Below are 12,133 nucleotides of genomic sequence, written 5' to 3'. Positions count from 1 at the left end.
TCCGTCACGAACACCGGGCTTCTGTGCATCACGTTGATTCACACATTTGGCCTTTCCGCAACGCTCAGCATCTCATTCAAATCGATGAGCTTGATTCGCGGAGCTCCTCGTTCCCTCCCCAGACTTCGCTCGTGCGCGTCAATAGATTTCGCGCCCGCGAAGTTCAGGTAGTCCGGTTGTCGCTCAGATATCAGTTGTCGCAAGTTTTCCTGCGCACGAACAGGTGCGTTGAGGCGCCCCGCGCGGTGATCCTCGATGATCTTCTCGACGGTGTCCTTTGCGCACTTCTTGTTGGTGCCGATCACGCCCGTTGGACCGCGCTTTATCCATCCCGCGACGTAGACCCCTGTCAGACAGTCTCCGCTTTCCGAGATGACACGGCCGCCACGGTTCGCAATAGTGCCACTCACCGGTTCAATGGGAAGCGGTCCCGTTGGAACTCCTCGGTACCCAATCGAGCGCAGAACGAGCCCGCACTCGATGTCCTCCTCGACCCCCGTAGGCCGAACCTGCGAACGTCCATCCTGTGTGGACACCAATTCGTTGTGCGCGATTCTCAAGCCCTCTACGTGGTCATCTCCCAATACCTCCAAGGGGGACGCGAGATAGCGTAGGACGATTCGCTTCTTGCCGGGACTGGGAGCGGAGGCCGCGAGCTTCCTCAGAATCCCCAACTTGACCGTCGCGATGGGGTCATTCCCCTCGGTAGCGGCGCGCGAGTATGCATCCAGCTCGGACTCGTCCATGTCTACGTGGACATCAAAGCTCGACGATTGGCTCAGCGCCAAAAGTTCCGGAGTCGTGTAGGCCGCCTGCGCCGGTCCTCGCCGTCCCATGACGACTACTTCCTTGATATTGCTCCCAGCGAGCCTCTCGACGGCATGTGTAGCCATATCCGTCTTAGCGAGATCTTGCGGTTCGCTGACAAGAAGACGGGCGACATCCAGAGCGACATTGCCGTTCCCGATCACAACAGCGCGTTCGGCGGAAAGGTCAAACACACTGTCGGCGAAATTGGGATGTCCGTTGTACCACGCGACGAACTCAGTCGCGCTGTGGCTACCGGGTAACTGTTCGCCGGGAATATCAAGCTGGCGGCTCCCGGAAGCACCGATCGCATAAACCACAGCGTCGTGAGATTCCAGCAGTTCCTCATGCGTAACATGTTTCCCGACAGTGACATTGAGGAACATCTCCATGCCTCTGCGACCTGCGGTCCGCTGAAACAGCCCAGCAACCGCCTTCGTCCCTTGATGATCGGGAGCGACGCCGTAACGGACCAGGCCCCACGGAGTGGGCAACTGTTCAAACATGTTCACCTCGACCGCGAGATCGCGGCGCAAGAGAAGCTCTTCTGCGGTATAGCATGCCGCCGGGCCGGAACCTACGATAGCCACCTTCAGCGGGGGGAGCTTTTCGTCCGAATCTACTCTCTTTGTCTGTGCCAGAACAACATTCGCGTCCTCGAAATTCCTGTTCGAATAGAATGCAGCGTTGATCTCCTCGTACGGAGCCGTCTCATCCGTCAGATCGATGTCGGCCACGATCGCACTCACAGGGCATACCTCGACACATGCGCCGCAATCGATGCAGGAGACCGGATCGATATACAGCATCTCCGCGGTGCCATAACCCGGCTCATGCGGCGCCGGATGGATGCAGTTGACGGGACAGACCGACACACATGCTGCGTCATTGCAGCAGGGTTGGGTGACAACGTGCGCCAAAACACTACTCCTCTCTTACATCCCCCTGGGCCGGCGCCTACGTGACTCCAGCCGATACGCCGAGACAAACTACGTTGTCTGTAATGTCGTCCATGTTAACTGCCTCACATTCGAGTGTCAATACTGAGGTTCCTCGCAGACGTCACAGGCGTACGGGGCCGGCCCAGGCCTGGTGAACGAGGGCAAAAGCCCTCCAAAGTGCACGTCCACGGAGATGTCGGCCAAACCGAATGCCGTCGCACTGGCTCCGGGCTCACCAAGGCGGGGCTTCTCGAAACGGATGCACGCCGAATGACACATAGGTAGGCGCAGACGCGCGACCCGACCGTCGACAATCTCTCCCAGACCGGCCCAACTAAACCGCCTCGCCGGGCGTTCTGCGTTCGTGGGCCGGGGTAGCCCGGCACCTCATTGTCCGCGACACCCAACTTCATAGAGGCTCCTGCGGGTCGCAAATGCAACCGTGCTTGACCGAGCCTGAGGCATCGAAACATATTGAAGCACAGCGGAATCGATCGGGCGCGAAGAGTCGGTGACGCCTACAGTACAACCATTCATCAGGCCATTCCACGATAACTTAAAGTGAGATAGAAAATCCCTGGATTGACCGCATCCTCTGGGTTATGCTTTGGCTAAGCAGTAGAGCAGATCCAACCTTTCGCGGAATCGCGAGGAGTTGGCGGACCCCAGGGTAATTAGCGCACCAAGACACGCGGTGAGATGCCGATCCGGTAGCGCCCGACACCCGACTGCGGCGAAGGTGAGATTACGTCACCCCGCGACGACATTTCAATCGTAAACTCAGACAGAAGGCAGAGGTTCATGGACGTCATCGCAGTGATGCCGCTCGAGAAGTGCGGAGAGGATGTCGCACCGGAGGTCGGAGGCAAGGCGCTGGGACTCGGAGCGCTTATGCGTTCGGGCATGACCGTACCTCCCGGTTTCGTCGTTACAACCGACGCATACCGTGCGGCGGTGAAGGCAGCAGGCATCAACGAGCACATCGAGGCCGCTCTTCGCGGAGCCGACCCGGAGGGCGATCTCACAGCCGTGTCTGAGGCGATTTCCGCGCTCTTCACGGAAGCGCTCATCAGCGATGAGCTTCGCACGACTATCGAAGATGCATACTGCGGGCTGGGCTTGTCCCCGACTCCCGTCGCCGTGCGGTCCAGCGCGATCGCCGAGGATCGTGCAGACGCCTCTTTCGCTGGACAGCAGGACACCTATCTCTGGGTGCAGGGGGCAGACCAGGTTATTACCCATATCGTACGGTGCTGGGCAAGCCTCTTCAGCCCGCGTGTCATCGCCTATCGGGCCCGCTTGGGAGTTCCGCCTGAGGATGTAGCCATGGCGGTCGTCGTTCAGGAGATGGTACAAGCTCGTGCGGCAGGAGTCATGATGACCCTCGATCCGGCCAACGGTGACCGCGACGCGCTGTACATCGAATCGAACTACGGGCTCGGCGAAGCCGTCGTAGCCGGGGAGGTCACGCCGGACTCCTTCTGGGTCGACAAGAAGACTCTTGGGTTACGCAAGCGCGTCATCGGGGATAAGCAGATTGCGTACCGCTTCGATGAGGCGAGTCAGCAGGTTCGCAAGGAAGAAGTCTCGCCCGGCGAGCGTGCGGACTGGTCCCTCAGCAACGAGGAAGTGTGCAGGATCGCCGAACTCGGACGAGAGATCGAGGCGGCCTTCGGCGCCCCGATGGACGTCGAGTGGGCAATTGCCGGGTCCGGACCGTCCTCACAGGTGCAGCTCCTGCAGGCGAGGCCGGAAACCGTCTGGGCATCGCAACCCGTTCCCCCGGTTAAGCAGTCCCAATCCGGTAACGACTCGGACCTCACCACTCCCCAACGATGGGATCCGCTGCACTCGTCGAGCACTCCGAACCTTCATTGGACCACGTCTAACCTCGGCGAGGCGATGCCCGGGGTTCTAACTCCCCTGAACTGGACGCTGTGGCACCGGACGCTCGAGAAGTCCGCATTGAAGGCCGCATTCCGTATCGGTGTTCTGTCTCGGGCAGAGTCGGAATTCACTGATGACGCCGACCGCCACAACTTCCGTGTGTTCTATGGCCGCCCCACCATCCAGGTCGAATACATGGGCACAATGGGCGACCGTATGCCTGGCACGTCAAGCGAGGACATCGTCATATCCATCCTTGGTCGTGTTCCCGACGGTTGGCAGGCGAATCCCACACGTCGTCGATGGCCCATTATCGCCGGTAGATTCCCCTGGACATTCATGACCGTTACCAAGGAGATCCGGGAGACCGTCAAAGCGGTCGACGCCTGGTACGCACCGCATCTTCAGCGCGTGTCCAAAGCGTCGACGGTCGCCGAGGCGACCGAAAACTTCCGCGTCGCCACACGGCACTTCGACCGAGCCCTGGACACCCAGGTCGTCGGCTCCCTTGCAGGCATCGTTCCGGTGTACGACATTCTTGAACGACTGACCAAGCGTGCTGGAGTGGACATCTCGGCATTGAGCGGCTCCGGTGGGGCTGAGGTCTCGGGACTCGTCACCGACGTCTGGAAGGCGTCACGCAACGAGCTCAACTTTGACGAGGTCGTGGCGCGGCATGGAATGCACGGTCCGTCGGAGGGCGAAATATCGAGTGTTGTGTGGCGTGAGAATCCTGAGCCGCTGCGGACACTGATCGAGACCTATGCCCGCCAAGACGACGATGAGGATCCTCGCCTTCGCGAGGCGGATCACCACATCGCGGCCGGTAGGGCGGCGCGACAGCTGCTTGCTGCGACGCCGAGATGGCAAAGACCCGCCGTTCGGCTCCTGCTAAAACTCGCAGCCACACGGATTCCGCTGCGCGGTGCGGCAAAGCGGTCGCTGGTGCAAGGACTCGACGGGACCCGAGCAGCGGCGCGGCGGCTCGGTGCACTGCTTGTTGAAGTTGGCACTTTGGAGCACCCCGACGACATCTTCTACTTGACTACGACAGAGGTCGAACACATTCCCAGTGACGTGAGGTCGCTCGTACGCCAACGGCGCGAGCGCCGGGATGCGTACGCAGCGCTGTCCATCCCGAGTGACTGGAAGGGCATGCCCGAGCCGACCTGCGCTGATGACGAGCTAACCGCCGAGGGCGGGATGACCATTGACGGCATAGGTGTGAGTGCCGGTATTGTCGAGGGACTCGCGCGCGTACTTTACGAGCCTGATTTCGCCGTGGTTCAACCCGGCGAGATTCTCGTGACTCCGACAACCGACCCAAGTTGGTCCTCGGTGATGTTCATCTCGTCCGCCCTTGTCGTGGACATCGGCGGAGCGCTTAGCCACGCTGCGGTCGTGGCCCGCGAGCTTCGGGTGCCGTGCGTCGTCAACACCCGAAGCGGCAGCCGCACCATCAAGACGGGTGACCGTATTCGCGTCAACGGCAGTTCTGGAACCGTCGAAATTCTCGAACGCGCCGCCTCGCCTGCGGAGTTCGAGGACGCGTGACGCGCACGTTACTCCTCAAACAGGGAAGGAGTGACTGGTCCGACGTGCCGATGGGCGGGATGTCAGCTGGCCGGGCAGGGCAATAGACTTAAAGTCGCCCCAGAGGGTCCTCCCGGCCCGCCGCCGCAAACGTCGAATCTCCAAGCAGCGCAAAGCGTCGTTCTGACTTGTGCCCGCAGCGCGGTTGCGTTGCATCCCCGGCCGGTCATGTATCGACCGTTCGAGGTGATGGCTATGGTGCGCATGGCTCGGTACAAGTTGCCGGACCGGCGTCGCCGGCGACGCATCCTCTCCGGCCCGGGTGTAGGAGGTTCTGGCTCCTTCTCCGTGATGTTTCCTGAGTGCGTCAGTGCTGACGAGTATTCGCATGCCCGGGAGGCCAATGACGGCGCGTCCATACTTCTGTCGCTCGAGCATTTGATTCGATGTCACGTTGCCCTCGACAGCGCCGGTTGTAGGGCAGGTCAGCCCGTTGAGGACCGCTGCTCGGTCGCGTCCGATTCCCCGGACGAATCGATGCATGGTTCGGCAGATCGTTCGAGGAGACGGCCGCCCTCCAAGATCGAGACGGTCGCAGTGACGGCCGGTCAGCATCTCGACACACGAGGTAACGAGCGCGTCGGTGGTCTCGAGGTGCTGGCAGCTGGCGAGGACTTGTCTGAGTCCGAGCTGCTCGTCGTCGGTGATGTCCTCCCCGTGCAGGATTTACCAGGCGACGCACCGAACCTCCGGAACTCTGGGCGTGGCTGGCGGGGGGCACCAATCTTGCGGAACCGGCGGAGGTAGTCGCGGACGGTAGCGTAGCTGCCGCGATAGCCCAAGGCCCGAATCTCGTCCAACAAGGCTCAGGGCGGTCGTTCATACGTCGTTCCATCGGCCGTGCCGACGAACGGTGGACTCGTCCAACCCGGTGCGCCGACCTACCCGGCCAGCCGTTGGCGACGCTGCCGACGGCAGTGCGGACGCACGGTTTTCTTAGCGAGCCCGGGGTCACGCTATCGGTTTGATCCACTTGCCCTTGGGCCTGAGCGCGGCGACCGCTTCGTAGCCTGCTGGGTGCAGGCGATGAGGACGGTTTACTCGCGACGCATGGTCTACGCCTGTTCGGCGGTCCGCCGGGAGTCCTCCGCGGCGTTGAGTTCGGTGCCGTTCGGGAACGTTTGCAACCTTGACGCGGCGATAACCGTGATGGGTGGCAATGGTTTTCCCCACGGCTTCGGCCAGGTTGTGCCACAGCTGTCAGCGGTCGCCGACCTCGATTGCGTCGGGCGCCCGTGCGCGCCCCTTCGAAGTACGTGCCGTCGCGAACGCGGCACCACGGTCGTGCCCTGGTACGCGGTCAGCCAGTCGGCGAAGGTATCGGCGTTCCCGTCGGTGAGGACGTCACCGGGACGGCAGGTGGCCATGTCGATCAGGACGGTCCCATGCCGGTGCCGTCGTCGAGGGGCGAAGTTTTCGACTCCGAGGACCTTCAACCGCCCGACACCGGGTCCGGAAGCGCACGGACAAGTCGTAGCAGGGTGCTGCGTCCGACAGTGCTGTCGCTAGGCTCCGGCGCGACCGGCAAGCGCCAGCCAAATTATGTCGAGGCTCCCCTGCAGCAACTGGGTGTGTCGTGGATTTCACACCGTCGACCTGCTCGCGAGGGTACGCCCGGGTCACAGTCGGTGGTCTGACACAGGAAGCGCCACATCTGAGGTTGCCCCTCGGTAGTGGCCACCCGATTTTATGCGGCAATTGACAGCATAGGCGACGCGATCAGGCGTTGTTCGAACTCGACCGGGGTGAGGTTGTTGCTTGTCCCGGTAGAGCGTCGCCCGGCCGACCTGGGCCTGTTCGGCGACGGCGGTGAAGGTGATCGGCTGTCCCGTGGTGGCGAGTTCGGCGCGATCCGTTCGATTCTGACCAGGGCGTTCTCGCTCATGCGGTCTCCGATTGCGCGATGAGCGCGTCGAGTCGGGACACGAGGGTGCGGTGCCGCTTCGCCTCGTCGATCCGTCCGGGCTTTTCCGCATCTTCGGCGAGATCGTGAGCGTCCACGCGTTGTGCAGCGAGTGCTCCGGGGTGAATAGAGTCGGTATGGAAGCTCGGCAGTGCTCGCAGATGTTTGCGTAAGGGCAAGAGCCTTGCGCGGGTGCCCGCAGGCAGTAGCCGCCGGCCACGCGCGAATTGATCGCCGGTGCGTCCTTCCATCCGCCGTCGGTGATCGGAAGCTGGGTTCGGCCGGTGGGCATCGGCCCGATGTGGCTTTTCGCCAGGTTCAGGCCGCATTCGTATTCGGTGCGCACGGTGCTGTCGAAGAGGTGGGCGTAACGCAGACTCATTCGGCTCGAGACGTGTCCGAGAAGTGCTTGCAGGGATACCCCGGCGCCAATGAGTGCGGTGGCGTAGGTGTGCCTTGTATCCCCAGTGGCCGTGTGAGGTCGGGTTCGTGTTGCGTTTGAACCGTCCTGGACGACGTGGAGGCCCCTGCTCTAACAAGGAGAATGCTGTATGCCTGCACCGAAGAAGTACGACGCCGAGACCCAGGAGCGCGCCGTCCGGATGTATCGGGACCGGATCGACGAGCGCGGAGGCTCGAAGGTCGCAGCCCGTCGCCATGTCGGCGAGCTGCTCGACATCGCGCCGGCGCCGCTGCGGAACTGGACCGAGCGGGAGGAGAGCCGCCAGGCCCCCGACGCATCGTCTTCGGCACCAGACGTATCGGCCGAGGTTACCCGGCTTCGCCGAGAAGTCGCCGAATTACGCAGAGCCAACGAGATATTGAAGCCGCGAGCGCGTTAACGCGGCGGCGGAGGTCGTCCCCCACAAGCGGGAGGTACCCCCACGCCGACTGCAGTGATCGTCGACTACATCGACGCTCACCTTTCCCGTTTCGGGGTCGACCCGATCTGCGCCGCGGACGCATCTCGGATACCGGGCTGGCCGACGCCTACGCCGCGAACGGCGCCCTGATCGCAAGAAGTAGAAGCCAGTCGATTCGAGTCAGGCGAACTGCTTCATAAGCTTCGCCGCCTGCTCGGGCCGCAGCAGGCGGAAGTTCCCATCCGCCGTCACCAGTCGCGTCCCCGGCTCAGCAGCGGTGGCTATCCACGCCTGAGCGAAGACATCGCCGTCCCCGCTGGCGACCACTCGCCCGCGCACGAGCAGCTCCATCCCGGAGGGGACGGGGCGCAAGTATTGGACGACGAGCTTCCGGGTCAGGCCCGGTTTGCCTGAGTCTGCCACGACATGCCCCAGCGCGTGATCCATTAGCATTGCCGAGATCCCGCCATGTACGTGGTGCGGCGGGCCTTCGAATGCCTCACCGAACTTACAGGTGGCGCTGGCCACGCCGTCGACAGTCTCGAACGATAACGGAGCAACGAATGGACTCCCCTCCCCGGTCATTGGTGAAAACATTCTTACGCCGTTGTACGGGTCGTCGACCGAGGAGGGCACACCGGCCTGCCGGCTCGTCGCGCCTAGGATCGAGCTGGCCTCGGCGACCAGAAGCCTTGCCTGGCAAAGGATCTTGGTGGGCACCTCCGACATGACCGAGGCGGTCCCGAGGGCGCGGAGCGCCCGACCGAGATCGCGGACCGCGCGTCGTCTATCGACAAGATCGCCCGGGACGTCCTGCTCTGCCACGGTTATCGCTTGACCGAGCAAGGGCCCCCAGGCGATCGTTGGTACCGGGCCGATTCCCTCCAGGTCCTCGCCGTCCCCTGCCCCTCGGCCGACCCTTTCAGATGGCGACTTTACGAATCCCTCACTCACGCGAGGACTCCTGGAATCTACCCGGTTGAGGCCTCGACGGGTCAAACAAATACCGGAGAGTTCCGCATCCCGCATCCCGTATGCCGGCGCCTGCAACAGCGCCGAACTTGGGGATGCGCATGCTCGGCGCCGTCGGCACATCGTCGCGGGACGGCTCGGCGCGCCGCTCGAGGATCGATCGTACGACGATGGCGTCCTTGTCTTCACTGCCCTGCATGGTGTTCCTTCGAATCGTGGATGAAGACCGGATTACCTCCGGTCAACGGCCGACGTACGTCCCCTTCGTGCGTGTTGTGAATGCCTCGAAGGCCGCGGCAGCGTCCTCGGTGGCAAAGGTAATGCGCTGGTTGTCCCACTCCAGGCCAAGCTGCTCGGCCAGGGTATTCGTCTCCGCACCTCGCAAGGCACGAACCGTCGCCCGCAACCCGAGCGGCGGCAGCTGCGCCAGATCCCTGGCAACCTTCAGCGAGTGCTCGAGCACCTGACCATCAGGAACCACCTGGTTGACGAAGCCTGCACGGTGCGCATCTTCCGCCGACATCGGCTGGTCCCGCAGCAAGAAGTCCGTCGCCGCCGATTGTCCCATCAGCTTGGTGACGAAATAGCTCGCTCCCATGTCGGGGCCGAATCCCAGTGTGCCGAACGCAGCTTTGAACTTCACCGACTCACCCGCAATGCGGTAGGTGTGCAGGCCAGCCCATCCGATACCTCCGCCAGCCACGGCCCCATTGATGGCCGCGATGGTCGGCTTCCGAAAGTTGTCAAGCATCTGAAGGATCCATCGGCCCGGCCCCAACGGGTCGAAACGTCGAGCCTGAGCCGAGACACCGAGCGAGGCGTGATCACCCTGCATCACTCCGCCGTAAAACATGACATCCGCATCCGCGCCAGGACCGAGCTTGCCCTCCAGCTGGGCAAAGTCGACGCCGGGGCTCCACGCCGTCGCGCCGTCCGAGACGTTCGCGGTCGTGACGATGACACGAACGCTGTCGTCACGTTCGAGCTCGGCTGAGACGTCCAAGAGTTCCCTCAACAGAGACCCTCCGAGTGAGTTATTGGCGAGCGGACGATCGACCGTAAGCACGGCGACGTGCTCATCCACCGACACGTGCAGTTCCTCCGACATAGCCAGCCTTTCCTCGCGCGGGGGGCTCCGGCGAACCGGGGAAGCTCCCGAGACATTTTACTGTACATTAAACTTTGGGCGAACAGAAGCATTCGTTCGAACCCCCCACGCGATCACCACCGCATGGTCGATGATCCGAACCACATCTTCGACACGCCCGATCAGGACCAGCGATGCCCGCACGGTCGCCGTCGGAGGACCTGGGCCGCTCACTTCGGGTCGGCGCGGTGCTGCCCGAACAGAGGGCCAGGTCTTCGCACCCCCGACAACGAGCCACCCGAGTCCGGCGATCAGACTCCGTACCCTCCATCGACGTTGAGAGTCTGGCCGGTAATCCAGCCGGCACGATCCGACATGAGGAATCGGACTGCCTCGGCGACGTCAGTCACGTCCCCGAACCGACCCAGGGTCGTCTCCGACTTCGCCAAGGCCAGGCCCTGTTCCGTGAAGACCCCCGATTTCACCAACTTGTCGAACATGCCCTCCCCCTCGATGACGCCGGCGCCGACAGCATTCGCGCGAACGCCGAATCGCCCCTCTTCGCCGGCGATGCCCCTGATCAATGCCTGAACCCCCGCCTTGGGAGCCGACGACATCAGGTCCATCTTGCTGTACCGCTCGATCACCGGTGTGACGATGGCGGTCACCGCACCCGACGAAGCACGGAGCATCGGCAGGAAAGGCTGCACCAAGTTGAAGCAGCTCTTGAGGTCGTTGTCGATCACGCGTGAGAAGGTCTCGAGCTCAGTCTTGGCGATGAACGACATCGGAATCACCGGGCCCGCCGCGTAGACGACACCTCGCACGGCGCCCGCATCCGCGACTCGGCTCGCAAAGGCCCGAGCCTCGTCGGGAATCGCGAGATCAACCTGCTCGATCATCACCCCTCGACCACTCGAACGGACGAGCTCCGCCGTCTCGTCGGCGCCCGCACGATTGCCTCGATACGCCACGACGACGTCATGACCGTCCTCCGCCAGGCTACGAGCGATGGCCCGACCCAAACCGCCCGACGCCCCCCCGACAACCGTCCAGCTCATCGATTCCACCATCTTCTCTTCTCACTCCAAACTCGAGGATCGTCCGGCACAGGAAACACACCGCGCGTCATCACGACTTCACAGCACGCAACGGGCTGACTGAACAGGGACCAACATTCCCGGAAATATCTAATTCAGATAAAATAATAGGTGCATGTGACCGGGATCGTCAACAAAACCAGGGTGTCGCAGTCACGACCGTAGAAGGGCAGTTAGAATCGGGTTTGTGCCACGCCTCGCGACGAACAATGCCAGCAGCGCTCCCGTAGCGACGACCAAGTCCGCCAAGACCCGAGCCCGGATCTTGGATGCCACGGCGCACATTTTGTGCCGCAAAGGTTTCTCCGGAACTCGCCTGAGCGATATCGCCGACCGCGCCGAGTGTCAAGCACCAGCAATTTACTACTACTTCGAATCGCGCGAGGACCTGATCGAAGAGGTCATCTGGCAGGGAATGGCACACCTGCACGACCATGTGCGCAAGGCCCTCAAAGCTGCGAGCAGCGTGTCACCCGCGGAACGCCTGAACATCGCACTGGAGCAGCACCTACGCTTCATTCTGACCGAGTCCGACTACACAATGGCCGCGATTCGCAATGCCGCCCAAATGCCCATCGAGCTGCGCGATCGGCAACTCGCCGAGCAGCAGAAATACGCGGTGCTGTGGAGGAAGCTGTTCAGGGACGTGCGAACGGCCGGGCAACTTCGGCCCGGCGTCGACGAGCGGCTCGCACGCATGCTCATCCTCGGTTCGCTCAATTGGTCCACCGAATGGTGGCAGCCACGCGGAGAGTCTGTCGACACCTTGGTCCAGAACGCCAAGCGCATGCTCAACGGAGGATTCCTCAAAGAGGTCGATAACGAGGTCGACTGAGCCCCCGATGACAAGCCGGGGATCCCACGGGCCGATGACAGCCCACGAGATCCCCGGTTTCCAGCTACCCGCCTCCACGGACCACCACGTGTTCCGTTAGCAGGGCGCTGGGTGGCTCGCGCCCTCCGCTCCCTCGGGCGTCGGC

The 12,133-nt window shown here is 62.6% G+C and carries 8 protein-coding genes and 1 pseudogene; 3 read left to right on the top strand and 6 right to left on the bottom strand.

The window, feature by feature from the left end; genetic code table 11:
- Positions 1-38 precede the first annotated feature (38 nt).
- Positions 39-1,727: an FAD-dependent oxidoreductase gene (locus HYG77_RS22110; protein ID WP_208960632.1), complete on the bottom strand. Its 1,689-nt coding sequence runs from the start codon at positions 1,725-1,727 to the stop codon at positions 39-41.
- Positions 1,728-2,549: 822 nt separating this feature from the next.
- Here HYG77_RS22110 and HYG77_RS22105 point away from each other — a divergent pair.
- Complete coding sequence (locus HYG77_RS22105) at positions 2,550-5,189, top strand: PEP/pyruvate-binding domain-containing protein (RefSeq protein ID WP_208960631.1); 2,640 nt, start codon at positions 2,550-2,552, stop codon at positions 5,187-5,189.
- Between the two features lie 1,920 nt (positions 5,190-7,109).
- Here the strand turns inward: HYG77_RS22105 and HYG77_RS39765 are convergent.
- On the bottom strand, positions 7,110-7,382 hold the full coding sequence (locus HYG77_RS39765; protein ID WP_244373039.1) for a hypothetical protein: 273 nt from the start codon (positions 7,380-7,382) through the stop codon (positions 7,110-7,112).
- A 300-nt stretch (positions 7,383-7,682) separates the two neighbouring features.
- On the opposite strand from HYG77_RS39765, the pseudogene HYG77_RS22095 reads away from it, so the two are divergent.
- Positions 7,683-8,087: pseudogene (locus HYG77_RS22095) on the top strand (IS3 family transposase); the annotation flags it as partial.
- 87 nt (positions 8,088-8,174) lie between these two features.
- Here HYG77_RS22095 and HYG77_RS22090 read toward each other — a convergent pair.
- From HYG77_RS22090 to HYG77_RS22075, 4 genes are all read right to left on the bottom strand, one after another.
- Positions 8,175-8,819 (bottom strand): PaaI family thioesterase, encoded by a 645-nt coding sequence (locus tag HYG77_RS22090; RefSeq protein ID WP_208960629.1) that lies wholly within the window; start codon positions 8,817-8,819, stop codon positions 8,175-8,177.
- A gap of 121 nt (positions 8,820-8,940) precedes the next feature.
- Positions 8,941-9,165: a hypothetical protein gene (locus HYG77_RS22085; RefSeq protein WP_208960628.1), complete on the bottom strand. Its 225-nt coding sequence runs from the start codon at positions 9,163-9,165 to the stop codon at positions 8,941-8,943.
- 42 nt (positions 9,166-9,207) lie between these two features.
- Entirely contained in the window at positions 9,208-10,074 is an 867-nt protein-coding gene (locus tag HYG77_RS22080) for an enoyl-CoA hydratase/isomerase family protein (protein WP_208960595.1), read from the bottom strand.
- A gap of 290 nt (positions 10,075-10,364) precedes the next feature.
- Positions 10,365-11,114, bottom strand: coding sequence for an SDR family oxidoreductase (locus HYG77_RS22075; protein WP_244373029.1), 750 nt, complete (start codon positions 11,112-11,114; stop codon positions 10,365-10,367).
- A 226-nt stretch (positions 11,115-11,340) separates the two neighbouring features.
- Here HYG77_RS22075 and HYG77_RS22070 point away from each other — a divergent pair, with 226 nt between their 5' ends.
- Entirely contained in the window at positions 11,341-11,988 is a 648-nt protein-coding gene (locus tag HYG77_RS22070; RefSeq protein WP_208960593.1) for a TetR family transcriptional regulator, read from the top strand.
- Positions 11,989-12,133 lie beyond the last annotated feature (145 nt).

The organism is Rhodococcus sp. ZPP (assembly GCF_017656075.1).
Taxonomy (GTDB): domain Bacteria; phylum Actinomycetota; class Actinomycetes; order Mycobacteriales; family Mycobacteriaceae; genus Rhodococcus_F; species Rhodococcus_F oxybenzonivorans.
Note: the sequence above shows the minus strand (reverse complement) of the source record. Positions and strands in the feature narration are given on the sequence as shown.

Coding starts and splice junctions, on each gene's coding strand:
- HYG77_RS22085 (WP_208960628.1), bottom strand. CDS start 9,165: ATGCAGGGCAGTGAAGACAAGGACGCCATCGTCGTACGATCGATCCTC.
- HYG77_RS39765 (WP_244373039.1), bottom strand. CDS start 7,382: ATGGAAGGACGCACCGGCGATCAATTCGCGCGTGGCCGGCGGCTACTG.
- HYG77_RS22105 (WP_208960631.1), top strand. CDS start 2,550: ATGGACGTCATCGCAGTGATGCCGCTCGAGAAGTGCGGAGAGGATGTC.
- HYG77_RS22075 (WP_244373029.1), bottom strand. CDS start 11,114: ATGAGCTGGACGGTTGTCGGGGGGGCGTCGGGCGGTTTGGGTCGGGCC.
- HYG77_RS22080 (WP_208960595.1), bottom strand. CDS start 10,074: ATGTCGGAGGAACTGCACGTGTCGGTGGATGAGCACGTCGCCGTGCTT.